19 protein-coding genes are annotated in these 24630 nt (G+C 73.2%); 13 read left to right on the top strand and 6 right to left on the bottom strand.

The genetic code is table 11. From position 1 onward, the window contains the following. Positions 1–224 precede the first annotated feature (224 nt). The 3 genes from ACFYWQ_RS32465 (at position 225) to ACFYWQ_RS32475 (ending at position 6606) form a co-directional block, all read left to right on the top strand. Complete coding sequence (locus tag ACFYWQ_RS32465) at positions 225–1151, top strand: DUF3027 domain-containing protein (RefSeq protein WP_389521394.1); 927 nt, start codon at positions 225–227, stop codon at positions 1149–1151. Between the two features lie 976 nt (positions 1152–2127). Next, the gene (locus tag ACFYWQ_RS32470) at positions 2128–5274 is read left to right on the top strand and encodes a sacsin N-terminal ATP-binding-like domain-containing protein (protein WP_389521395.1); all 3147 of its coding nucleotides are present in this window, start codon (positions 2128–2130) and stop codon (positions 5272–5274) included. 462 nt (positions 5275–5736) lie between these two features. Further along, positions 5737–6606 (top strand): hypothetical protein, encoded by an 870-nt coding sequence (locus tag ACFYWQ_RS32475; RefSeq protein WP_389521397.1) that lies wholly within the window; start codon positions 5737–5739, stop codon positions 6604–6606. A gap of 167 nt (positions 6607–6773) precedes the next feature. Here ACFYWQ_RS32475 and ACFYWQ_RS32480 read toward each other — a convergent pair whose 3' ends face one another. Further along, entirely contained in the window at positions 6774–9140 is a 2367-nt protein-coding gene (locus ACFYWQ_RS32480) for an HAD-IC family P-type ATPase (RefSeq protein WP_389521398.1), read from the bottom strand. Positions 9141–9237: 97 nt separating this feature from the next. Next, positions 9238–9522, bottom strand: coding sequence for a DUF2530 domain-containing protein (locus ACFYWQ_RS32485; RefSeq protein ID WP_389521400.1), 285 nt, complete (start codon positions 9520–9522; stop codon positions 9238–9240). Positions 9523–9724: 202 nt separating this feature from the next. Between ACFYWQ_RS32485 and ACFYWQ_RS32490 the strand changes: the two genes are divergently transcribed. Further along, positions 9725–11176 carry an NCS2 family permease gene (locus ACFYWQ_RS32490; RefSeq protein WP_389521402.1) on the top strand — a complete coding sequence of 484 codons (1452 nt, stop codon included), beginning with the start codon at positions 9725–9727 and terminating at the stop codon, positions 11174–11176. 94 nt (positions 11177–11270) lie between these two features. Here ACFYWQ_RS32490 and ACFYWQ_RS32495 read toward each other — a convergent pair whose 3' ends face one another. After that, positions 11271–11453, bottom strand: a complete 183-nt coding sequence (locus ACFYWQ_RS32495) for a ribbon-helix-helix protein, CopG family (protein WP_389521404.1) — start codon at positions 11451–11453, stop codon at positions 11271–11273. Positions 11454–11618: 165 nt separating this feature from the next. On the opposite strand from ACFYWQ_RS32495, the gene ACFYWQ_RS32500 reads away from it, so the two are divergent. The 3 genes from ACFYWQ_RS32500 (at position 11619) to thpR (ending at position 14166) form a co-directional block, all read left to right on the top strand. Continuing rightward, positions 11619–12056 carry a MarR family winged helix-turn-helix transcriptional regulator gene (locus ACFYWQ_RS32500; protein WP_389521406.1) on the top strand — a complete coding sequence of 146 codons (438 nt, stop codon included), beginning with the start codon at positions 11619–11621 and terminating at the stop codon, positions 12054–12056. Positions 12057–12081: 25 nt separating this feature from the next. Next, a complete protein-coding gene (locus ACFYWQ_RS32505) occupies positions 12082–13443 on the top strand; it encodes an MFS transporter (RefSeq protein WP_389521408.1) in 1362 nt (453 codons plus the stop codon). Positions 13444–13593: 150 nt separating this feature from the next. Beyond that, entirely contained in the window at positions 13594–14166 is a 573-nt protein-coding gene (thpR, locus tag ACFYWQ_RS32510; protein ID WP_389521410.1) for an RNA 2',3'-cyclic phosphodiesterase, read from the top strand. Positions 14167–14521: 355 nt separating this feature from the next. Here the strand turns inward: thpR and ACFYWQ_RS32515 are convergent, their stop codons facing one another. The 3 genes from ACFYWQ_RS32515 to ACFYWQ_RS32525 form a co-directional block, all read right to left on the bottom strand. Beyond that, positions 14522–15514, bottom strand: a complete 993-nt coding sequence (locus tag ACFYWQ_RS32515; protein ID WP_389521411.1) for an aldo/keto reductase — start codon at positions 15512–15514, stop codon at positions 14522–14524. Between the two features lie 48 nt (positions 15515–15562). Continuing rightward, positions 15563–16150, bottom strand: coding sequence for a Uma2 family endonuclease (locus ACFYWQ_RS32520; RefSeq protein ID WP_389521413.1), 588 nt, complete (start codon positions 16148–16150; stop codon positions 15563–15565). A 101-nt stretch (positions 16151–16251) separates the two neighbouring features. Beyond that, the gene (locus ACFYWQ_RS32525) at positions 16252–16929 is read right to left on the bottom strand and encodes an SGNH/GDSL hydrolase family protein (protein ID WP_389521414.1); all 678 of its coding nucleotides are present in this window, start codon (positions 16927–16929) and stop codon (positions 16252–16254) included. 152 nt (positions 16930–17081) lie between these two features. On the opposite strand from ACFYWQ_RS32525, the gene ACFYWQ_RS32530 reads away from it, so the two are divergent. From ACFYWQ_RS32530 to ACFYWQ_RS32555, 6 genes are all read left to right on the top strand, one after another. Then, positions 17082–18083, top strand: coding sequence for a WD40 repeat domain-containing protein (locus ACFYWQ_RS32530; RefSeq protein WP_389521416.1), 1002 nt, complete (start codon positions 17082–17084; stop codon positions 18081–18083). Positions 18084–18172: 89 nt separating this feature from the next. Further along, positions 18173–18847 (top strand): MSMEG_1061 family FMN-dependent PPOX-type flavoprotein, encoded by a 675-nt coding sequence (locus ACFYWQ_RS32535; RefSeq protein ID WP_389521418.1) that lies wholly within the window; start codon positions 18173–18175, stop codon positions 18845–18847. Between the two features lie 120 nt (positions 18848–18967). Next, on the top strand, positions 18968–19846 hold the full coding sequence (locus ACFYWQ_RS32540) for an ABC transporter ATP-binding protein (protein WP_389521420.1): 879 nt from the start codon (positions 18968–18970) through the stop codon (positions 19844–19846). Continuing rightward, complete coding sequence (locus tag ACFYWQ_RS32545; protein ID WP_389521422.1) at positions 19843–20823, top strand: ABC transporter substrate-binding protein; 981 nt, start codon at positions 19843–19845, stop codon at positions 20821–20823. Before ACFYWQ_RS32540 ends, ACFYWQ_RS32545 begins: the two co-directional genes overlap by 4 nt. A 9-nt stretch (positions 20824–20832) precedes the next feature. Then, positions 20833–22893 (top strand): iron ABC transporter permease, encoded by a 2061-nt coding sequence (locus tag ACFYWQ_RS32550; RefSeq protein ID WP_389521424.1) that lies wholly within the window; start codon positions 20833–20835, stop codon positions 22891–22893. 165 nt (positions 22894–23058) lie between these two features. Continuing rightward, complete coding sequence (locus ACFYWQ_RS32555; RefSeq protein WP_389521426.1) at positions 23059–24600, top strand: cellulase family glycosylhydrolase; 1542 nt, start codon at positions 23059–23061, stop codon at positions 24598–24600. Positions 24601–24630 lie beyond the last annotated feature (30 nt).

The raw sequence follows: 24630 nt of genomic DNA on the forward strand, positions 1-24630 counted from the left end.
CCGGGAAACAGGGGCGCGGAGCACGGTGGAAGCACCGTCGGTGTGGGCTGGGAGCGCGCGAACAGGTAGCGTGCGTATCTCAGCCATCCCGCACAATGGATGGCACAGGTGCGCCCGAGCGCGATCGGACGCAGACGTCGACGCGGTCCCGAGGTCCGCTCCGTCCGCTCCACCGCCGGAGGCAATCCGCACCCTGGAGACGGCGTAGGAGAGAAGCGATACCTGTGAGCGCAGCGACCACGCGAAGCCGCACCCCCGACCGCCTGTGCGCCGAGGCCGTCGACCTCGCCCGCGCCGCGGCAGAGGAGGCCGCCGCGCCCGGCGTGGTCGGGGAGCACGTCGGTGTGCTCTCCGAGGGCGACCGCGTGGTGACGCACTTCTTCGACTGCCGGGAGCTCGGGTACCGGGGCTGGCGCTGGGCGGTGACGGTCGCGCGGGCGTCCCGCGCGAAGATCGTGACGCTGGACGAGGTGGTGCTGCTGCCCGGCCCGGACGCGGTGCTGGCGCCGGAGTGGGTGCCGTGGAGCGAGCGGCTGCGCCCCGGCGACATGGGCCCCGGCGACCTGCTGCCGACGGACGCGGAGGACCTGCGTCTGGAGCCCGGGTACAGCGGCGAGGACGCGCCGCCGCCCAACTCCGCCGTCTCCCCGCAGATGGCGGACCTGGTGGAGGCGGAGGACGCGGAGGTCACGGCGGGCCCGCCGGCGAAGCTTCCGACGGCGCCGTCGCGCGGGTCGGTCGCGGCGGTCGCGGAGGAGCTCGGCATGCGCCGCGCCCGGGTGCTGTCGCGCTACGGGCTGCACACCGCCGCGGACCGCTGGGACGAGGCCTTCGGGGCCAAGACCCCCATGGCGCAGGCCGCCCCCGCGTCCTGTGTCAGCTGCGGTTTCCTCACGCCCATCGGAGGCTCCCTCGGGCAGGCCTTCGGCGTCTGCGCCAACGAGTTCTCCCCGGCGGACGGCCGCGTCGTCTCGCTGGCGTACGGCTGCGGGGGCCACTCCGAGGCCGCCGTCATGCCGAAACCCCCGCAGCCGCCCGCGCCGGTGATCGACGAGACACGGGTGGACCCGTTCCCCCTGCGCCCGGCACCGGACTCCGGCTCGGTACCGGCGGCGGCGGACGAGGAATCGGCCGAACTGGGGCACTCCTAACCACGGTCCTGCGCCGACTGGCAGCCCTGGCCGGTTGGCCGGGTGCCGGCCGGTGGGTCCCTCCTCGGCCGGTCGGCCGGGTGTCGGGGGGTGGGTCTTTCCTCGGCCGGTCGGCCGGGTGTCGGCCGGTGGGCGCCTCCTCGGCCGGTTGGCCGGGTGCCGGCCGGTGGGTCCCTCCTCGGCCGGTCGGCCGGGTGTCGGGGGGTGGGTCTTTCCTCGGCCGGTCGGCCGGGTCTCGGGCGGTGGGCGTCTCCTCGGCCGGTCGGCCATCTCCCGGCTGGTCGGCCTCTTGTCGGCCGGTGGGCCAGGTCCGGTTCGGTGGTGTCTCCGTGGTTGGTCAGCCACGTTCTCGGCCCGTGGGCCCGGTCCGGTCCGGTGGCTTCTCCGCGGCCGGCCAGCCGTGTTCTTGGCCGATGGGGCAGGTCCGGGCCGGCCGGCCTTCCCCGGCTGTTCCGCCCTTCCCCGGCGGGCGGGATTTCTCCCAGCGGTCGGCTGCTTCCCGGCCGATCGGTCTCGGCGCCGGAGGGCCGACCCACCAGCCCGTCTGGGGGTGCCCCCGCTGGGGGAGTTTGAGGACGAGGCCCGTCCAGGGCCGAAGCGGGGGTTCGGGGCGGGCAGCCCCTGGGAGGTCGCGCGGCCGTCGGCGGGGTGGGCGCGGGTTCGGGGCGGGCAGCCCCGGCGAGGTCGCGCGGCCGTCGGCCGGGCGTACGCGGGTCCGGGGTGGCAGCCCCTGGGAGGTCGTGCGCGGCACGTCGGCCGGGTGGGCGCGGGTCCGGGGCGGCAGCCCCTGGGAGGCTGTGCGCGGCACGTCGGCCGGGTGTACGCGGGTCCGGGGCCGCGGTCCCGAGGGGCGGTCCGTACCGCCCCGGCAGGGTGCCCGGCGTCAACCCGGCGGGGCGGCAGACCGAGGCCGACGCGTCGCACTCCCCGGCGCGCGGTACCTTCGAGCCCACGCCGATGAGGAGAGTGAACCGACGTGAGCAAGTTCGTGCGGCCGGCAGCTGAGGGCGCGGACCCCTTCGGTACGGCGCGTCTGCGCCGCGGAGTGCTGGACGCCTGGGCCACCAGCCCCGCCCGTTTCCGGGAGGACGCCAACGCCGAGGAGGACCTGGTCCTCGGCGGCTACCGGGACCGGCTGGTCGTGGAGCTCGCTCAGAACGCCGCCGACGCCGCCGCCAGGGCCGGGGTCCCGGGCCGGCTCCGGCTGACGCTGCGCGAGCAGGTCCTCGTCGCCGCGAACACCGGAGCACCGCTGGACGCCGCCGGCGTCGAGTCGCTCGCCACCCTGCGCGCCTCCGCCAAGCGGGACACGCAAGCGGTCTCGGTGGGCCGGTTCGGCGTCGGCTTCGCCGCCGTCCTGGCCGTCACCGACGAGCCCGCCGTCGTCGGACGGCACGGCGGGGTCCGCTGGTCCCTGCCGGAGGCCCGCGAGCTGGCCTCCGAGACCGCCCGGCACAGCCCCGGCCTGGGCGACGAGATCCGGCGCCGGGACGGGCACGTACCGCTGCTGCGGCTGCCGTTCGCCGCTGAGGGCACCGCGCCGGAGCCGTACGACACCGCCGTCATCCTGCCCCTGCGGGACGCGGCCGCCGCCGACCTCGCCGAGCGGCTCCTCGCGGCCGTCGACGACGCCGTGCTCCTCGCGCTGCCCGGGCTGGAGGAGATCGCGGTGGAGATCGGGGACGCGCCCGCCCGCGTCCTGCGCCGGCACACCGACGGCGCCCTCACCGTCGTGGAGGACTCGCGGGACGGGACGACCCGCTGGCGGACCGCCGGCGGCCACGGCCCCCTCACCCCCGACCTGCTCGCGGACCGGCCGCTGGAGGAGCGGCTGCGGCCGCACTGGTCGGTGACGTGGGCCGTGCCCGTCGACGCCGAGGGGGCGCCCGCCCGCCCGCGGACCACTCCCGTCGTGCACGCGCCGACGCCCAGCGACGAGCCGCTCGGCGTGCCCGCCCTGCTCATCGCCTCCTTCCCCCTGGACACCACCCGCCGCCACGCCGCGCCGGGACCGCTCACCGACTTCCTGGTGCAGCGGGCGGCGGACACGTACGCCGAACTGCTCGCCGACTGGCGGCCGGTGACCGCCGGCGCCGTCGACCTCGTGCCGGGCCCGCTCGGCAAGGGCGAACTGGACGGGGCGCTGCGCCAGGCGATCCTGGAGCGGCTGCCGCGCACCGCCTTCCTGCCGCCCGCCGTACGGCCCGCCGCCGACGACGGCGAACTGCCGGAGGCCCTGCGCCCGCGGGACGCCGAGGTCGTGGAGGGCGCCGGCGCCGACACCGTGCGGGTGCTGGCCGAGGTGCTGCCGACGCTGCTGCCCGCCGGGCTGGAGCGGCGCGTGGAGCTGCGCACCCTCGGGGTGGCCCGGATCCCGCTCGCCGACGCCGTCGACCGGCTGGCCGGGCTGGAGAAGGCCCCGGAGTGGTGGCACCGGCTGTACGAGAGCCTCGCCGGCGTGGACCCCGACCGGCTCTCGGGGCTGCCCGTGCCGCTGGCCGGGGACACCTCCCCGGCGACCGGCGCGGCGCGGACCACGATCGGCCCCCGGCAGGTGCTGCTGCCCACGGCGGAGTCGGCGGGCGTCGACGCCGGCGTCCTCGCCCGGCTCGGCCTGAAGATGGCCCACCCGGACGCCGCCCATCCGCTCCTGGAGAAGCTCGGGGCGCTGCCCGCGACCCCGCGCGCCGTCCTGACCACCCCGCAGGTGCGGGCCGCCGTCGCCGCCTCCCTGGACGACGACGGAGGCGCCTGGGACGAGGACGCCCCGGACGCCGAGGAGCTCGCCGACACCGTCCTCGCCCTGGTGCGCGACGCCGCTCTGGAGCCCGGCGACGAGCCCTGGCTCGGCGCGCTCGCCCTGCCGGACGAGGACGGCGAGCTCGCCCCGGCCGGTGAACTCGTGCTGCCCGGCAGCCCGTTCGCCCAGGTGATCCGGGAGGGCGAACTGGCCTGCGTGGACGCCGAACTGGCCGAGAGGTGGGGCGAGCAGCCCCTCGCCGCGTGCGGGGTGCTCGCCGACTTCGCGCTCGTCCGCGCCACCGACGTCGTCCTCGACCCCGACGAGCTCGAACCCCGCGAGGGCGACTTCGCCGAGCCCGACGACGCCGGGCTGCTGGACGCGGTCGACGTGTGGTGCGAGGACGTCCTGGACCGCTTCCCGGACACGCCCGTGCCCCCGGTCGCCACCGAGCTGGTCGCCGTCCGCGACCTCGACCTGGTCGACGACGACCGGTGGCCGCAGGCGCTCGCCCTGCTCGCCCAGCCGCCGCTGCGCGACGCCCTGACCCAGCCGGTGCGCATCCTGCTGCCCGACGGCACGCACGAGGTCGTACGGCCCTACACGGCCTGGTGGCTGCGCGGGCACCCGGTGCTCGACGGCCGCCGTCCGGCGGGGCTGCTCGCCTCCGGCGGGGACCCGCTGCTGCGCGGGCTGTACGACGAGGCCGACGCCACCGGCTTCGACGACGAGCAGGTGCTGCGGGCGCTGGGCGTGCGGACGTCCGTGGCGGCCCTGCTCGACGAGCCGGGCGGCGCCGCCGAGCTGCTGGAGCGGCTCGCCGACCCGGAGCGGCCGGTCACCGCCGCCCAGCTGCACGGGCTGTACGGGGCGCTGGCCGAGCTGGACCCGGACCGGGTGACCCTGCCGGACGAGGTGCGGGCCGTCGTCGACGGGCGGGTGGAGGTGGTGGACGCGGCCGACGCGGTCGTCGTGGACTCGCCCGACCTGCTGCCGTTCACCGAGGGCGTCCCGCTGCTGCCCGTGCGTCCCGCGCGGGCCGCCGAGCTGGCCGAGCTGTTCCAGGTGCGGCGGCTGAGTGAGTCCGTGACGGGCGAGGTCGGCTCCGAGGGCACCGAGCACGAGGTGCCGGACCCGGTGCGGGTCCTGCTCGGTCCGCGGACGCCGGACACCTACGTCGAGCACGGCGAACTCGTCGTCGACGGCGTGGAGATCGACTGGCGGCTGACGGAGGACGGCGTCCTGCACGCCGCCACCCTGGAGGGCGTCGCCGCGGGGCTGGCCTGGGCGGCGGGCCAGTGGCCGCGGCGGTTCGAGGTCGCCGCCCTGCTGGAGGACCCGTCGCGGACGGGCGAGCTGGCGCGGGACCGCTGGTTCGACTGACGCCCTTTCACGTCTCCCGCGCAATTCCTCCGTTTGACGTGCAACCGTTCGACGGGGTGGTGAGTCTCATGCGGTGAACCGGCACCACCAGCCGGTTCACCGAGCACTCGGGCCCCGCGGGACACATCCGTCCCGCGGGCCACTGAACACGGGGGACACCACATGCGCACCCGCACCCGCACCCGCGTCGCCGCCTCGCGCGGAGCCCACGCCGTCACCGGCCCGGCCGCGACGACGGCCGCGAGCGGCTTCACCGACGTCAAGTAGGAGCCCGGGTGCGGGAGACGGGTCCGGGGGGCCCGGACGACGGCCCCTCGGCGGGACCGGCCGCGCAGTGCGGCCGTGACCCGTACAACCATTCCCCCGCGTCGAACATCTGATCTTGCGAGCCGACAGGCTCGCGTCCACTCGGGCTCACCGGAGGCACCCTCCCGGACAGCCCCTTCTTCACTTGGGACATGCATGCGTACACGTGCCACCCTGGCCGCCGTCACCGGCGCCCTGGCCCTCTCCGCCCTCGCCGTGCCGGCCGCGCAGGCCGACGACTCCACCTACCACGAGCGCGCGGAGGCCGCCTTCGCCGCCGCCCACGGCGGCTCCCAGAAGTCCGCGTTCAGCACCGCCGTCTACGGCGACCTGGACGTGTCCTACTCCAACTTCAAGCTCACCTCCGCGATCACGGTCGGCACCACCGCCCACGTCGCCACCACGGTCACCTACACGCTGACGCACGGCGCCGACGTGGACATCCACTCCGCGGACTTCGCCACCGGCCCGTACATCTACAAGGGCTCGTTCGACGCCCCGGACAACATCCTGTTCGGCTACGACGCGGCCACCTGCACCGACACCTCGGCGACCACCGCCACCTGCAAGGGCCTGGTCGACATCTACCCGGACGAGGGCGACCTGGTGAACTCGGACGCCGGCACCTGGAAGGGCGGCGCGCTGGCCCTCGACTACGCCACCGGCACCTACGCCGACCAGGGCGACCTCGGCACCACGCTGGTGAAGCGCGCCTCCAAGCTCACCGTCAACGCCTCCCCGGAGCCGGTGACGAAGGGCAAGACCATCACGGTCACCGGCCGGCTGACCCGCGCGAACTGGGAGACCGGCACGTACACCGGTTACTCCGGTGTCTACGCGCAGCTCCAGTTCCGCAAGAAGAGCTCCACCACCTACAGCACGGTGAAGAGCGTCAAGACCACCTCGACCGGCGGTCTGGCCACCACCGTCAAGGCGTCGGTCGACGGCTACTACCGCTACAGCTTCGTGGGCACCACGACCGCCCCGGCGGTCAAGGCCGCGGGCGACTTCGTCGACGTCCGCTGAGACGACGTCCGCTGAGGCGACGCCGCTGAGGCGACGTCCGCCGAGACGACGTCCGCCGAGTCCCGAGGGACGCACCGTGAAGGGCCCGCACCCCGCAGCCGGCGGGGCGCGGGCCCTTCCGCGTCCTTCCCGGCGTCCTCCTGGCGCCTTCCCGGCGTCCGCCGCCGTCAGGCGGGCACCCGGCGGTCGACCTGTCTCCAGACGATCTCCAGGACGGCCGCCGCCACGACCGCGACGCCCACCGCGATCCACGGCATCGTCACCCCCACCAGCTTCAGCGCGAAGAAGTCCTGGAGCCACGGGACCACCAGCACCACCAGGAACCCCGCGCCCATCGCGGCCACCAGGGCGATCCGCCACCAGGTGTAGGGGCGGGCGATGATCGCCAGGACCCACAGGGTGATCAGGAACAGCGTCAGCGTCGCGACGCTCGTCTCGGCGTCCAGCGCCCCCGGCCCGGTGTAGTGGTGCCGGGCGATCAGGTACGTCACGAAGGTCGCGAGGCCCGCCAGCACCCCGCCCGGCACCGAGTACCGCATGACCCGGCGCACGAAGTGGGGGCGGGCCCGCTCCCGGTTGGGGGCGAGGGCGAGGAAGAAGGCCGGGACGCCGATGGTGAGGGTGGACAGCAGGGTCAGGTGGCGGGGCAGGAACGGGTACTCCACCTGCCAGCACACCACCAGCAGCGCCAGCAGCACCGAGTAGACCGTCTTCACCAGGAAGAGCGTCGCCACGCGCGTGATGTTGCCGATGACCCGCCGGCCCTCCGCCACCACCGCCGGCAGGGTGGCGAAGCTGTTGTCCAGCAGCACGATCTGGGCGACGGCCCGGGTCGCCTCGGAGCCGGACCCCATCGCGACGCCGATGTCCGCGTCCTTCAGCGCGAGGACGTCGTTGACCCCGTCCCCGGTCATCGCGACCGTGTGCCCGCGGGACTGGAGGGCGCCGACCATGTCCCGCTTCTGCCGCGGGGTGACCCGGCCGAACACGGTGGCCTCGTCCAGGGCCCGCCCCATGCCGTCCCGCTCGGCGGGCAGCCGGCGCGCGTCGACCGTCCGGGCGTCGAGACCCAGCTGGGCGGCGACCGCGCCGACCGAGACCGCGTTGTCGCCGGAGATCACCTTGGCGTGGACGTCCTGCTCGGCGAAGTAGCGCAGGGTGTCGGCGGCGTCCGGGCGCAGCCGCTGCTCCAGGACGACGAGGGCGGTGGCGCGGGCGCCGCGGGCGACCTCGTCGTCGTCGAGGTCACGGACGGCGCGGGCGAGCAGCAGCACCCGCAGGCCCTGTTCGTTGAGCCGCTCGGTCTCGGCGAGGGCGGGGTCGCCCGCGGGCAGCAGGACGTCGGGTGCGCCGAGCAGCCAGGTGCTGGTCTCGCCGCCGCCCTCGCTGAAGGTGGCACCGCTGTACTTGCGCGCGGAGGAGAAGGGCAGCGACTCGGTGCAGCGCCAGTCGTCGCTGTCCGGGCAGGCGTCGATGATCGCCTGGAGGGAGGCGTTGGGGCGCGGGTCGGACTCGCCGAGCGCGCCCAGCACCTGCCGTACGTAGGTGTCGTCGCTGCCGTCGAGGCGGCGGACCTCGGCGACGTCCATGCCGCCCTCGGTGAGGGTGCCCGTCTTGTCCAGGCAGACGGTGTCGACGCGGGCGAGGCCCTCGATGGCCGGGAGTTCCTGGACGAGGCACTGCTTGCGGCCGAGGCGGATCACGCCGATGGCGAAGGCGACGGAGGTGAGGAGGACCAGGCCCTCCGGGACCATCGGGACGATCCCGCCGACCGTGCGCGCGACGGAGTCCTTGAGGTCGTTGCCCTGCACGACGAACTGGGTGACGACCAGGCCGATCGCGGCCGGGAGCATCATCCACGTCACGTACTTGAGGATCGTGGAGATGCCGGAGCGCAGCTCGGAGTGGACGAGGGTGAAGCGGGACGCCTCCTCGGCGAGCTGGGCGGCGTAGGCCTCGCGGCCGACCTTGGTGGCCCGGAAGGCGCCGCTCCCGGCGACGACGAAGCTGCCGGACATCACGGTGTCGCCGTGGCGTTTGACGACGGGGTCGGCCTCGCCGGTGAGCAGCGACTCGTCGATCTCCAGGCCGTCGGCCTCCGTGCAGACGCCGTCCACCACGATCTTGTCGCCGGGCCCGATCTCGACGATGTCGTCCAGGACGAGGGCGGAGGTGGCGACCTCGGCGGCGACCCCGTCGCGGCGGACGGTCGGCCGGGCCTCGCCGATCACCGCGAGGGAGTCCAGGGTCTGCTTCGCCCGCCACTCCTGGATGATCCCGATGGCGGTGTTGGCGAGGATCACGAACCCGAAGAGGCCGTCCTGGATCGGCGCCACGACCAGCATGACCAGCCAGAGCACGCCGATGATCGCGTTGAAGCGGGTGAGGACGTTGGCCCGGACGATCTCGCCGACGGTGCGGCTGCTGCGCACGGGGACGTCGTTGACCTGACCGCGCGCGACGCGCTCCGCGACCTCGGCACTGGTGAGCCCGGTCGCCGTGCGGGCCGGGGCGGCGGCGTCGGTATGGGTCATGGAATCGACGGTACGTGCGGATCCGGGCGTTCACCCGCCGGATGCCCGGAAGATCCGACCTCGGGAGGAGGGCCGTCGTGCGGTGGTAGTACTCGGCCTACTCGGCCCCGGACGTCTCCTTCGGGGCCGCGGCGTCCCGGGCGGCCGCGCTCTTGAGGGCCGCGTCCCGGCGGCGGACGTACCAGACGCCGATCAGCCCGAGGCCCCCGCCGGCCAGGCAGGTCCACAGCCACCACAGATGGCCGTGGTCGTCGAACCAGCCGTAGAAGGGGAGCTGGACGAGGAAGAGGGCGAACCAGAGGATCGTGCCGCCGGTGATGGTGGCGACCACGGGCCCCTCCAGGGGCTCCGGCGCCTCGTGCCTCGGTGTCCACTTCGCCATGTCCACAGCTTACGAGGCGCGGGGGCCGGGCCGTGGGGCGCGGGGGACGGAGGGGGCAGGGCCGTGGGGCGCGCGGGGTCTACGCGCGGAGATAGCGATCACGGTCTCATATGTTCATACTGAAACCGTTTGTGCCTGTCCACTTATGTTCGTAGGAAGCGCCAAAGCGGCTGGGGGAAGTCCGCTGGTGATGAGGTTCCGCATGTCCACCTCGGCCCCCGCCAAGGTTCCCACGCCCGAAGGGCCGGGCGGCGCGTCCGCGTACGGCGCGCTCGACCGGTACTTCCGCATCTCCGAGCGGGGCAGTTCCCTCGCCCGTGAGGTGCGCGGCGGTTTCGCCACCTTCTTTGCGATGGCGTACATCATCGTGCTCAACCCGATCATTCTCGGCAGCGCGAAGGACATGTACGGGCATCAGCTCGACAACGGTCAGCTGGTCACCGCGACCTGTCTGACCGCCGCGTTCACCACGCTGCTGATGGGCGTCATCGGCAACGTGCCGATCGCGCTGGCCGCCGGTCTGGGCGTGAACTCCGTCGTCGCGCTCCAGCTCGCGCCCCGCATGTCCTGGGCGGACGCGATGGGCATGGTGGTGCTGGCCGGTTTCGTGGTCATGCTGCTGGTCGCCACCGGCCTGCGCGAGCGCGTCATGAACGCCGTGCCGTTCGGGCTGCGCAAGGCCATCTCGATCGGTATCGGCCTGTTCATCATGCTGATCGGGCTCGTGGACTCCGGGTTCGTCACCCGTATGCCGGACGCCGCCCAGACCACCGTCCCGCTCCAGCTCGGCGCCGACGGTCACCTCGACGGCTGGCCGGTCCTGATCTTCATCCTCGGTGCGCTGCTCACCCTGGCCCTGATCGTCCGCAAGGTGCCCGGCGCGATCCTGATCTCGATCGTCGCCATGACCGTCCTGGCGATGGTCGTCAACGCCGTCGCCACGGTGCCGTCCTGGGGCCTCACCGTCCCGGAGTGGCCCGGCAACCCCGTCGCCACCCCCGACTTCGGCCTGATCGGTGAGGTCAGCCTCTTCGGCGGGTTCTCCGAGGTCGGCGTGCTGACCGGGATCCTCTTCGTCTTCACCGTGCTGCTGTCGTGCTTCTTCGACGCGATGGGCACGATCATGGGCGTCAGCGACGAGGCCAAGCTGACGGACGCGCAGGGCCAGATGCCGGGCATCAACAAGGTCCTCTTCGTCGACGGTCTCGCCGTCGCCGCCGGCGGCGCCAGCTCCTCCTCCGCCACCACCGCCTTCGTGGAGTCCACGGCCGGCGTGGGCGAGGGCGCCCGCACCGGCTTCGCGAACCTCGTCACCGGCGGTCTCTTCGCCGTCGCCCTCTTCCTGACCCCCGTCGCCACGATGGTCCCGTCCCAGGCCGCCACCCCCGCCCTGCTCGCGGTCGGCTTCCTGATCCTGGCGAACTCCGTCAAGGACATCGACTGGGCGGACTACACCATCGCCGTCCCGGCCTTCATCACGATGGTGATGATGCCGTTCACCTACTCGATCACCAACGGCATCGGCATGGGCTTCATCACCTTCGTGGTGCTGCGCCTGGCGGCCGGGCGGGGCCGGGAGGTCCCGGCGGCGCTGTACGCGGTCTCGGCCGTGTTCGCCTTCTACTACCTGATGCCGGCCCTCGGCCTCACCTGAGCCTGACACCGGCCCCCGGGCCGTGCGCGGTCCCGGTGACGGGCCGCCGGGTCGGTGCCGCCGGGTCGGTTGCCGCCGGGTCGGTGCCGCGGGATCAGGTGAGCCCGTAGAACTTCTCCGTCTCCTCGACGGCGGTCTGGAACCGTTCGTCGAAGTCACCCCGAATGAGCGTCCGGACGACATAGTCCTGGACGCTCATTCCTCGTTTGGCGGCGTGGTGCCGGAGCCGTTCGAGCAGGTCGTGGTCTATTCGCAGGCTGAGCACACTGGTCCCCATGGGTACGAGGGTCGCGGCCCGGTTCCGTCCGGTGGGTGGCGTTCCGCACTCCTATCACCCGTATGAGTGACTTCCGGTAGTGGCTGAGAATGAGTGGCGGGCGTCACGGGCAAAGGGGCACCCCCGCGGTGGTCCTTAGCGAGGGTAATGAGTTACGCTAAAGACATGCCGGACCTTAGCCATGGCGACGACGCGGCCGCCGTGAACTCCCTGCGCTCCGCCGTGATGCGGCTGTCCCGTCGGCTCAAGCACCAGCGGGTCGACGAGTCGCTGAGCCCGACCGAGATGTCGGTGCTCGGCACCCTGTCCCAGTGCGGCAGCGCCACCCCGGGCGAGCTCGCCCGCAAGGAGCACGTGCAGCCGCCCTCGATGACTCGTATCGTCGCCCTGCTGGAGGCCAAGGGCCTGGTCCGGCTGGAGCCGCATCCGGAGGACCGGCGGCAGAAGGTCGTCACCAAGACCGAGCAGGCCGAGACCATGCTCGAGGAGAGCCGCCGCAAGCGGAACGCGTTCCTCGCCACCCTGGTCGACGGCCTCGACGAGGACGAGTGGGCCAAGCTGCGCGCAGCCGCCCCCGTGCTGGAGAAGCTCGCACATCTGTAAGCAGTTCACGAGGAGGCGAACCCTTTTGAGTACGGGATCCGGAGCAGACTCCGCCCCCGCACCGACCACCCACGATTCCCCGCCCGCCCCCGACGCCCCCCGCAAGTCCTCGATGTTCGCCGCCCTGAAGGTCAGGAACTACCGCCTGTTCTTCGGCGGCCAGGTCGTCTCCAACATCGGCACCTGGATGCAGCGCATCGCCCAGGACTGGCTGGTGCTCAGCCTCACCGGCTCCGCCACCGCCGTCGGCGTCACCACGGCGCTTCAGTTCCTGCCGATGCTGCTGTTCGGCCTGTACGGCGGTGTCCTCGTCGACCGGCTGCCCAAGCGCCGCACCCTGCTCGGGACCCAGGCCGCGATGGCCGTCACCGGTATCGCGCTCGCGCTCCTCACCCTCTCCGGGCACGTGGAGGTCTGGCACGTCTACGTCGCCGCCTTCGCCGTCGGTCTCGCGACCGTCCTGGACAACCCGGCCCGCCAGTCCTTCGTCAGCGAGATGGTCGGCCCGGATCAGCTCCAGAACGCGGTGAGCCTGAACGCCGCGAACTTCCAGTCCGCCCGCCTCGTCGGCCCCGCCGTCGCCGGCGTGATGATCACCGGTGTGGGCACGGGATGGGCGTTCCTCTTCAACGGCCTGTCCTTCGTCGCGCCCATCGCCGGGCTGCTGCTGATGCGCGCCCGCGAGCTGCACGTCGTCCAGCGGGCGCCGCGCGGCAAGGGCCAGCTGCGGGAGGGCCTGCGGTACGTCGCCGGGCGTCCGGATCTGACCTGGACGATCGTCCTGGTCGGGTTCGTCGGCACCTTCGGCTTCAACTTCCCCGTCTACCTCTCCGCCTTCGCCGACGACGTCTTCCACGCGGGCGCGGGCTCCTACAGCCTCTTCAACACGCTCATGGCGGTCGGCTCGGTGGCCGGCGCGCTGCTCGCGGCCCGGCGCGGCACGGCCCGCATGCGTGTGCTGATCGCCGCGGCGGTCGCCTTCGGAGCGATGGAGCTGGTGGCCGCCGTGGCGCCTTCGCTGTGGCTGTTCGCCCTGCTCATGGCCCCGATCGGCATGTTCGGCATGACGATCAACGTCACCGCGAACACCAGCATCCAGATGGGCACCGATCCGGCCATGCGCGGCCGTGTCATGGCCCTGTACATGATGGTCTTCCTGGGCGGTTCGCCGGTGGGCGCGCCGATCGCCGGCTGGATCACCGACGCGTACGGCGTCCGGGCCGGGCTGGCGGTGGGCGGCGCGATCGCCGCGCTCGCGGCCGCGGCCATCGGCCTGGTCCTGGCCCGGGTGGGCAACCTCCGCCTGGCGGTGGGCTGGCGCCACGGCCACCCGACGGTGCGGTTCGAACCCCGGGGACGGCGAGAGGAACTGGCGGCGGCGGCCTGACCGACGGGGGCGTCAGCCCCGGGGAGGGGGAGCCCCCGGGGGAACCGGTCGGCCCCGTGGGCGGCCGGGCGCGCGGTACGACGATACGCACGGTGATCGGGACACGTCCGGACGCGCGTGGTGGCGGTCACACTGGCCCACACTGGCTCCATGAGACTTTTCGCCGCCGTCCTGCCCCCGCGGGCCGTCACGGACGAACTCGCCGCCGAGGTGGCCGTGCTGCGGAGGCTGCCGGGGGCGGACGCGCTGCGCTGGACCGGCCTGCCCGGCTGGCACTTCACGCTCGCCTTCTACGGCGAGGTCGACGAGGACGTCGTACCGGAGCTGTCGGCGCGGCTGGAGCGGGCCGCGCGGCGCAGCGCGCCGTTCGAGCTGGCGTTGCGGGGTGGCGGGCAGTTCGGGCGCGGGCGGGCCCTGTGGACCGGCGCGGAGGGGGAGGTCGCCGCGCTGCGGCTGCTGGCCGGCCGGGCGGAGGCGGCGGCCCGCAAGGCCGGTCTGGACCTGGGGGAGCCCCGGCGCTACCAGGCCCATCTGACGCTGGCCCGCAGCCGGGACGCCGTCGACGTCCGGCCGTACGTCGAGGCGCTGTGCGCCTTCGCCGGCCGGACGTGGACGGTGGAGGAGCTGGTGCTCGTCCGCAGCCGCCTGCCCCGGTCCGGGGTGCCGGGCGAACAGCCCCGCTATGAGCCGGTCGGGCGCTGGGCGCTCGGGGGCGACCGTTAGGCTCGAAGGGTGGACCCGAAGACCCGTAACCGGATCATGGCCGGTGTGCTCGTGCTGATGTTCGTCGTGGTGGCGGTGGCGGCGGTGCTCGGAAAGTAGGCGCTCCGCTGGGGGTGGGGTGTGCGCGTCGGTCGTCGGCCGCGGGCCGGTGGGGGCTGGTCGCGCAGTTCCCCGCGCCCCTGGTGGGGTGTGCCCTTGCGGTGTTGGTGGGGGCGGCCTGTGGGGGCGGGGAGGGCTGCGTCGTCGGTCGGCCGCGGGCCGGTGGGGGCTGGTCGCGCAGTTCCCCGCGCCCCTGGCGGGGTGTGGCCTTGCGGTGTTGCCAGGTGCGCCCCCTGGCGGGGTGTCCCTGGTGGGGTTACCAGGCGAAGGCCTCCGGGGACGGGCCTGGGCCCGGGAAGATGTCGTTCAGGCTGGTCAGGAGTTCCTCGGTGAGGTCCAGGTCGACCGCGCGGACTGCGGAGGCGAGCTGCTCGGCGGTGCGCGGGCCGACGATCGGGCCGGTCACGCCGGGGCGGGTGAGCAGCCAGGCGAGAGCGACCTCACCGGGTTCGAGGGCGTGCTTGTCGACCAGGTCCTCGTACGCCTGGATCTGGGCGCGTGCGGTGGGGTCGGCGAGGGTGGCGGCGGCCCGGCCACCGGTCCGGCGTCCGACCTCGGCCTCCTTCTTGATGACCCCGCCGAGCAGCCCGCCGTGCAGCGGCGACCAGGGGATGACGCCGAGCCCGTACTCCTGCGCGGCCGGAATGACCTCCATCTCGGCCCGCCGCTCGGCGAGGTTGTAGAGGCACTGCTCGCTGACGAGGCCGATCGTCCCGTGCCGGCGGCCGGCGATCTCGTTGGCCTGGGCGATCTTGTACCCGGGGAAGTTGGAGGACCCGGCGTAGAGGATCTTCCCCTGCTGCACCAGCACGTCGATCGCCTGCCAGATCTCCTCGAAGGGAGTGGCACGGTCGACGTGGTGGAACTGGTAGAGATCGATGTAGTCCGTCCGCAGCCGCTTGAGGCTGGCGTCGACGGCCCGTCGGATGTTCAGCGCGGAGAGCTTGTCGTGGTTGGGCCACGCCTCCCCGTCGGCGGCCATGTTGCCGTACCCCTTGGTGGCGAGGACGACCTTGTCGCGGCGGTCGCCGCCCTGCGCGAACCAGTTGCCGATGATCTCCTCGGTGCGGCCCTTGTTCTCGCCCCACCCGTAGACGTTGGCCGTGTCGAAGAAGTTGAGGCCGGCGTCCAGCGCCGCGTCCATGATGGCGTGGCTGTCGGCCTCGTCCGTCTGGGGGCCGAAGTTCATGGTCCCGAGGACCAGTCGGCTGACCTTGAGGCCCGTGCGTCCGAGCTGCGTGTACTTCATGAACGCCCAGCCAACGGCTTGGAGTGCGCTCCATGCAAGAGGGGGCGGTCAGTCGCGGGGGAACTCGCCGGTGGTGAGGACGAGGCCGACGACCGTGTCGGTCAGGTCGATGTCGGTGCCGAAGTTGACCCTGGTCACCGTGGTGTAGTCGCCGTCCTTGGGGTCGGTGTGGACGTAGCAGCGGCCCTGATAGGGGTCGGCGATGAGGTAGACGGGAACCTCGGCGACGGCGTAGGCGGTCTTCTTCGGGCCGTAGTCGTTGGCGGCGGTGCCCTGGGAGATGACCTCGGCGACGAACTCGACGTCCTCGTGGCTCCAGCGGCCCGCGTCGTCCGCCTCCGCGGAGTCGCGGAGCTTGACCACGTCGGGGCAGAAGCCGTTCTCGTGACCGGGGAAGTCGATGCGGACGTCCGAGAAGACCTTGATGCCCTTCCCGAACCTCTCGCGGACGGCACAGGCGATCTGGAAGATGATCTCCCAGTGAGTGGCCCTCTGAGGTGTCATGTGGACGCTGCCCCCGACGATCTCGACCCGGAATCCTTCGGGGACGGGCATCCGCTCGAGCCGCTCGAACCATGCGTCCAAGCGCTCGGTGTTGGCGTCGGCCATCGCGATCCTGTCGTCGGGGACGGTCATGGTGGCGCTCCTCCCCGACCGCCCTCGCTCGAGTGCGGCCGCGCGGTACAACGATACGCACGGTGACCGGGTCACGTGGCGGCCTCACCGCGCCCGTGCGGTCAGCCGGTCCCGTACGGTCCGCCCACGCCCCACCCCTGGTGCATCGCCTCCGCGAACGCCGCAGCGATCTTGTGCTCGCCGCTCGCGTTGGGGTGGGTGCCGTCGTAGGTGTCGGCATGGATGTCGTACGACGGCGGGACCGAGGCCAGCAGCAGCGGGGAGGACGCTTCGTCGAGGTCGGCGGCCGTCTTGCCGAGCAGTTCGTTGAAGAGGGCGACCTGCGCGGCGAAGGGCTCGTCGGCGGCGGCGCGGATGTTGGGGATGACGGGGAGGAGGACCATGCTCACCCGCGGGTTCGCCGTCCGGGCGGCGGTGATGAAGGCGCGGACGTTCTCCGCGGTCTGCTCGGCGTTCGTGTAGAAGCCGAGGTCGATCAGGCCCAGCGAGACCAGCAGCACGTCCGCCCGGCCGGCCCGCACCGCCTCGCCGATCAGCGGGGCCATGTGCAGCCAGCCCTCGCCCCAGCCGGCCAGGTGCCGGCGGGGGAAGCCGGGGTCGGCGTACGCGTACGAGACCGGCGCGTCCGCCGCCTTGTCGTACAGCGTCTCGCGGGGGCCGACGAAGGTGAAGGGGCCGCCGTACGTCGCGCACAGGTGCTGCCACAGGCGGTGGCGCCACGTGTGTTCACCGGCGCTGCCGATCGTCATCGAGTCGCCGACGGGCATCAACCTGAGCATCCGCTCATCATGGTGGATCGGCGGTGGATCGGTCAGACGCGTGGGGTGTGAGGCCCGCCACGGGTCTGCTACGGGCCCGCCACGGACCGCCACGGACCGCCACGAGCCCGCCACGACCCTTGCCGAGCCGGGCGGGGTGGCAGTCTTGGGGCATGCGCCGACCGTTCGCCCTTCTCGCCGGGGCCCTGCTCGTGGCCGCCTGCGCGGTGCCCGTCTCCGCGGTGCCCGCCTCCGCCGCCGACGGGGACGAGGGCTTCACCATCGAGGACCCCCGCATCACCGAGTCCAGCGGACTGGCGGCCTCCCGTCAGCACCCCGGCGTGTACTGGACGCACAACGACCAGGACACCGGCGCCTACCTCTACGCGGTCGACAGCGCCACCGGCAAGACCGTCGCGACGATCACCATGACCGGCGTGGGCACCCCCCGCGACGTCGAGGCGATCGGCATCGGCCCCGACGACCAGATCTACGTCGGCGACATCGGCGACAACGACGGCGTCGAGTGGGACCACGTGTGGATCTACGAGCTGCCCGAGCCGAAGACGCTGAAGGACCAGACGGTCCGCGCCACCCAGTACGTCGTGCGGTACTCCGACGGACCCCGCGACGCCGAGTCGCTCGTCGTGCACCCGAAGACCGGGCGCGTCTACATCATCGACAAGCAGGAGGACGGCGGACACCTGTACGCGGGGCCGGCCCGGCTCTCCGCGTCCGGCACCAACGTCTACGAGCCCGTCGCCCCCATCGACCTGTGGGCCACCGACGCAGCCCTCTCCCCGGACGGCAGCCGGCTCGCCGTCCGCGGCTACTTCGGCGGCATCCTCTACGACTGGAACGACGGCAGCCCCGAGCGGCTGGAGCGGCTCGACGTACCCCTGCAACGGCAGGGGGAGTCCGTGACGTACTCGGCCGACGGCTCGAAGCTGCTGTACGGCACCGAGGGCACCGCCAGCGAGGTGCGGGCGGAGGACGCGCCCGGCGCCTCGGGCGACTCCAAGTCGCCGTCGACCGGCGGGAGTACGGCCGCCTCCGGGAGCGGCGGCGACGGCGGCGGTGAGGGGGCGGGCGGCACCGTGCGGACGGGCGTGCTCGCCCTGGCCGTCGTGTGCGCCGCCGTCTTCGGCCTGCGGCGGCTGCGGCGCCGCGGGTGATGGTGCCTCAGTAAGGTAAGGCGAACCTAACATCAGATAATGTTTTGTTCGCAACTACCTGTGAGGCGTACACATCTGGGGAGCCGGCCTTGCCGCACACGATCGAGACCGCGGAACAGAGTGCGGGACGGACCGCGGAACAGAGTGGGGGGCGGACCGCGGGACAGAGTGGGGGGCGGACCGCGGGACAGACCGCGGGACAGACCGCGAGACGGCCCGCGGGGCACGGGCCCGACGCCGCGACCGAGGAGGGCTGGACCGAGCTCGGGTCCCCCGCCGAGCTGCGCGAACTGCTGGGCGAGCCCTGGCCCGTGGTGATCGAGAAGGTCCACGACCGGCTCACCGACAAGGACCTGGAGATCCTGGCCCGTTCGCCCTTCTGTCTGCTGGCCACCTCCGACGCGCAGGGCAACTGCGACGTCTCCCCGCGCGGTGACGGCGCGGGCTTCACCCATGTCCTCGGGCCCGGCCGGATCGCCCTGCCCGACCGGCCGGGCAACCGGCGCGGCGACAGCTTCCACAACATCCTCCAGAACCCGCACGCGGGCCTGCTGTACCTGGTTCCCGGCGGCACGGAGGTCCTGCGCGTCAACGGCCGGGCCCGCATCCTCACCGACGCCCCGTTCTTCGACGCCCTGACCGCGGACGGCCGGCGTCCCGCGCTGGCCCTGGTCCTGGACATCGACGAGATCTACCTGCACTGCCCGGCGTCGCTGCGCCGTTCGGGCGTGTGGAACCCGGCGTCCTGGCCGTCGGCCGGCTGATTCCGGGACGCCGGTGGGCCGAGTCCGGAACGTCGGTGGGCCGAGTCCGGCGTTCCGGCCGGAAGTTCGATATCAGGACACCCTGTCGAAATCTATTTAGGTGAGGCTAACCTTGCCTGCGTGAGATCTGGTGAAGAAGCAGCCGGCACCCCGCGCCTGCGCGGTCATGAACTGGCGGCCACGGGTGTGACCGTGGCGTACGACGGCACCGACGTCGTGCACGACGCCGCGGTCGTACTCCGGCCCGGCGAGGTGACCGTGCTGGTCGGCCCCAACGGCAGCGGGAAGTCGACGCTCCTGCGGACGGTCGCCCGGTTGCAGCGCGCCCGCAGCGCCACCCTCAGGATCGACACCGACACCGACGGTCTCGCCCTGACGGCCCGTGACTTCGCCCGCCACGTGGCCCTGCTGACCCAGGGCCGGCCCACGCCCAGCGGACTCACCGTGCGGGACGTCGTCGAGTTCGGCCGCTACCCCTACCGGGGGCGCTTCGGCCGGCCCGACCCGGACGCCTCGGCCGCCGTCGACCGGGCGCTCGCCCTCACCGGCGTCACCGAGCTCGCCGCGCGCGGCGCCGACCACCTGTCCGGCGGGCAGTTGCAGCGGGTGTGGCTCGCGAGCTGCCTCGCCCAGGAGACCGGCGTGCTGCTCCTCGACGAGCCGACCACCTACCTCGACCTGCGCTACCAGGTCGAACTCCTCGACCTGATCCGCGATCTGGCGGACGACCACGGCATCGCCGTCGGTGTCGTCCTGCACGACCTCGACCAGGCGGCGGCCGTCGGCGACCGGATCACCCTGCTCGAAGCGGGCCGGATCGTCGCCGACGGACCACCCGAGGACGTCCTCACGCCGGAGCGCCTCACCGCCGTCTACGGCATCCGCATCGACGTCGACACCGACCCCCTCACCGGCCGGCTGCGCACCCGCCCGATCGGCCGTCACCACACGCGGGACACGCGTGGCACTCTCAGCGAAAGGCTCGGCACCACCTCATGAGACGACTCCTGCTGACCGCGGCGACCACCGCCGCCGCGGCGCTCACCCTCGCCGCGTGCGGCACCACCGAGCCCGCCGCCGACCAGGCCGAGAAGACCTCCGAGGCCATCACCGTCACCGACGCCACCGGCGCCAAGGTCACGCTCGACGGCCCGGCCACCAAGATCGTCACCACGGAGTGGAACGTCACCGAGAGCGTCCTGTCGCTCGGGATCGACCCCGTCGGCGTCGCCGACGTCAAGGGCTACAAGACGTGGGACACCGCCGTCCCGCTGAAGAGCGAGCCGAAGGACATCGGCACCCGCGGCGAGCCGAGCATGGACACCATCGCCTCCCTCGCGCCCGACCTCATCGTCGCCACCACCGACCTGACCGCCGCCGCCGTGAAGCAGCTGCGCGAGGTCGCCCCGGTCCTGGCGGTGAAGTCCGCCGACGGCACGGGCCAGATCGACCAGATGCTGGAGAACGTCGACCTCATCGCCGAGGCCACCGGCACCACCGACGAGGCCGAGACGCTCCGCACCGACTTCGAGGCCAAGGTCGCGGAGGGCAAGAAGGCCCTCACCGACGCCGGTCTCGCGGGCGCCCAGTACGCCTTCGCCGACGGCTACGTCGCCTCCAACCAGGTCACCCTGCGCCCGTACACCAGCACCTCGCTGATCGGCGAGGTCAACGAGCAGCTCGGTCTGAAGAACGCCTGGACCGTCGAGGGCGACGCCAGTTACGGCCTCGGCTCCACCGACGTCGAGGGCCTCACCGACCTGCCGGACGACGTCCGGTTCGCCTACATCGGCAGCGACGGCGACGCGAGCAGCACCCCCTTCACCGGCGCGCTCGCGAAGAACGCCGTGTGGACGTCCCTGCCGTTCGTGAAGGCCGGCGACGTGCACCGGCTGCCCGACGGCATCTGGATGTTCGGCGGTCCCGGGTCGATGGGGGCGTACATCGACGCCGTCGTCGACGCGCTGACGAAGTAACGCGCCCCCATGGCCGTCACCGCAACGACCCCCGCCACCCGTCCGTCGACGGCCACGTCCCGGACGGGCGCGGCCGCGGTGACGGCCGGGCTCGTCCTCCTGGTCGCCGTCCTCGCCGTCGTCGACGTCACCCAGGGCACCGCCTCCGTCGGACCGGCCGAGGTGGTCAAGGCCCTGACCGGCCGGGCCGATCCGGCCGACGCGTCCGTCGTGATCGCCTCCCGGCTGCCCCGGATGACGGCCGGCCTCCTGGTCGGCGCCGTCCTCGGCGTGGCCGGCGCCGTGCTCCAGGCCGTCAGCCGCAACGTCCTCGCCTCCCCCGATACCCTCGCGGTGAACGCCGGTTCCTACCTGGCGCTCGGGCTGGCCGGCGCGACCGGCGTCTCCCTGCCGATGCTCGCCTCCTCCGGCGTCGCCTTCGCCGGCGGGCTCCTGGCCGCGGCCGTCGTGCTCGCGCTGTCCGGCCTCGGCACCGTACGGCTGGTCCTCGCCGGCACCGCGCTGGCGCTGGGCCTGAACTCCGTGACGGAGGGCCTGCTCCTGCTGTTCCCCGAACAGACGGAGGGCCTCTACCAGTGGAACCAGGGCAGCATCGGCCAGAACGGCTTCGACGGCGTCCTCCAGATGCTGCCCGTCGCCGTGATCGGTCTCGCCGGACTGCTGCTGACGGCCCGCCGGGTCGACGCGCTCGCCCTCGGCGACGACGCCGCGCGCGGACTGGGCGTCCCGGTCACCGCCACCCGCGTCACGGTCGTCGTACTGGCGGCGCTGCTGTCCGCGGCCGCGGTCACCCTCGCCGGGCCCATCGGCTTCGTCGGCCTGTGCGCACCGGCCCTGGTGCGTCCGCTCGCCCGCCGCCACCGGGGCTTCTTCCGCGCCCGGACGACCCTGCCGGTGGCCGGTCTGGTCGGCGCCGGGCTGGTGCTCGGGTCGGACGTGCTGCTGCGGGCCCTCGTCCCCGCGGACACCGCGGTCGCCGTGCCCACCGGTGTCGTCACCAGCCTGGTCGGCGCGGTCTTCCTGGTGGTGATGGCGCTGCGGCTGCGCGACACCTCCGGCGCCGAGGCCCCGGACCGGATGCGCATCCCGAGCCGCACGGCGTTCCTCGTCACGGTGGCGGCCCTCGTCGCCGTCGCCGTCGGCGTCACGATCGCCGGCGTCCTGCTGGGCGACAGCAAGCTCCTGCTCGGCGACGTCGTCAACTGGGCGCAGGGGCGGGCCGGGCGGGCCGTCTCCTTCGTCCTCGACACCCGCGTGCCCCGCGTGCTCGCCGCCCTGTGCGCGGGCGGGGCGCTCGCCCTGGCCGGCACGCTGGTGCAGGCCGTGACCCGCAACCCGCTCGCCGAACCGGGCGTCCTCGGCGTCTCCGGCGGAGCCGCGCTGGGCGCCGTCCTGCTCGTCACCACCGTGCCCGTCGCCGGCACCTGGAGCGTCGCGGGCGCCGCCTTCGCGGGCGCCGCGGCGGCCTCCGCGATCGTCTTCGGGCTCGCCGCGCGGGGCGGCTACCAGCAGAACCGGCTGGTCCTCGTCGGCGTCGGCGTGGCCGCCGGGACGACGGCGCTGATCAGCCTGCTCATCGTGCTCACCGACCCGTTCAACGCCACGAAGGCGCTGACCTGGCTGTCCGGTTCGACGTACGGGCGGACCCTGCCGGACGTGGCGCCCGTCGCGCTCGTCCTGGCGCTGGGCCTCGCCGTCGCGGTCGCCCGGCGCACCGAGCTGGACCTCGTCTCGCTGAACGGCGACACCCCGCGCCTCCTCGGCCTGAGCCTGTCCCGGACCCGGCTCGGCTTCCTCGCGCTGAGCGTCCTGCTCAGCGCGACCGCCGTCGCCTCGGCCGGCACCATCGGCTTCGTGGGCCTGGTCGCGCCGCACGCCGCCCGCGCCCTGGTGGGCCGCCGGCACGTCCGGGTGGTCCCGGTCGCGGTCCTCCTCGGCGCCGCGCTCGTCTGCACCGCCGACCTCCTCGGCCGCACGGTCATCGCCCCCGCCCAGTTGGGCGCCGGTCTGATGACGGCGGTGATCGGGACGCCGTACTTCCTGCACCTGCTGGTGCGGAGCCGGCGGTAGGTCCGTGGGGAGACTCGTCCCACTGGGGGCGAGTCTCCCGCCCCGCTTCTTGACGTGCCCGCTTCTTGACGTGGCCATGCAGGGTTAGTTTGCTGGGGGGTGCGCGGTGTGTGGGAGCGCTCCCATATGTTCCGGGCCCGCGCCTCCCCGAGAGGAAGCAACGACATGTTCCGCACCTTGCGCAGAGCGCTGTGCGCGGTCGGCGCGGCCCTGCTGTTACCGCTGGCGGCCGTCGCCCCGTCCGCCCACGGGGCCGACGGGGCGACCGGCGTCGTGGCGGCCGACGCCGGAGCCGGCTACTGGCACACCAGCGGCCGTCAGATCCTGGACGAGGCCGGGACACCGGTCCGGATCGCCGGCATCAACTGGTTCGGCTTCGAGACGGCCAACCACGTCGTCCACGGCCTGTGGGCCCGCGACTACAAGAGCATGATCGACCAGATGAGGTCGCTGGGCTACAACACCCTCCGGCTGCCGTTCAGCGACGACATCCTCAAGAGCGGCACCGTGCCGGACAGCATCGACTTCTCCGGCGGCAAGAACGCCGACCTGACGGGCCTGACCTCGCTCCAGGTACTGGACAAGATCGTCGGGTACGCCGGCCAGTCCGGCCTGAAGGTCATCCTGGACCGGCACCGCCCGGACGCCGCCGGCCAGTCGGCGCTCTGGTACACCTCGGCGGTCCCGGAGTCGACGTGGATCGCGAATCTGACCTCCCTCGCCTCCCGTTACGCCGGTGACGCCACCGTCGTCGGCATCGACCTGCACAACGAGCCGCACGACCCCGCCTGCTGGGGCTGCGGCGACACGTCCCTGGACTGGCGCCTCGCCGCCGAGCGGGCCGGCAACGCCGTCCTCGCCGTCAACCCCGACCTGCTGGTCTTCGTCGAGGGCGTGCAGTCCTTCAACGGCGTCTCGGGGTGGTGGGGCGGCAACCTGATGGGCGTCGCCCAGTACCCCGTCCGCCTCGACGTCCCGAACCGGCTCGTCTACTCCGCCCACGACTACGCGACGAGCGTGGCCCAGCAGAGCTGGTTCAGCGACCCGTCGTTCCCGTCCAACATGCCCGGCATCTGGGACAAGTACTGGGGCTACATCTTCAAACAGGACATCGCCCCGGTCTGGCTCGGCGAGTTCGGTACGACCCTCCAGTCGACGGTCGACCAGCAGTGGCTGGCCGCCCTCGTCGACTACCTGCGCCCGACCTCGGCGTACGGCGCCGACTCCTTCCACTGGACCTTCTGGTCCTGGAACCCCAACTCCGGGGACACCGGCGGCATCCTCAAGGACGACTGGACGACCGTGGACACGGTGAAGGACGGCTACCTGGCGAGCGTCAAGGCGGCGGGCTTCGACCCGGGGGACGGCGGTACGGACCCCTCGGACCCCGAGGACCCCGGCTCCACGGCGGCCTGCACCGCCGCCTACACCGTCACCAGCGACTGGGGCAGCGGCTTCAACGCCGACGTGAAGGTCACCAACACCGGGACGACGGCGATCACGTCCTGGCGGGTGACCTGGACCTGGCCGGGCGCCCAGCAGGTCACCAGCATGTGGAACGCCTCGTACACGCAGAGCGGGGCGACGGTGACGGCGGTGAACGCGGCCCACAACGGGTCGGTCGCGGCCGGGGCTTCGGCGAGCTTCGGCTTCGGGGGCGCGCCCGGGGGCGGCGGCGTGCCGAGCGTGAGCTGCACGGCGGCGTGAGGGAGGGGCGCCCGGTGGCCGTGCCGCCGG

The organism is Streptomyces sp. NPDC003247 (assembly GCF_042888135.1).
In the GTDB taxonomy this organism is placed as follows: domain Bacteria; phylum Actinomycetota; class Actinomycetes; order Streptomycetales; family Streptomycetaceae; genus Streptomyces.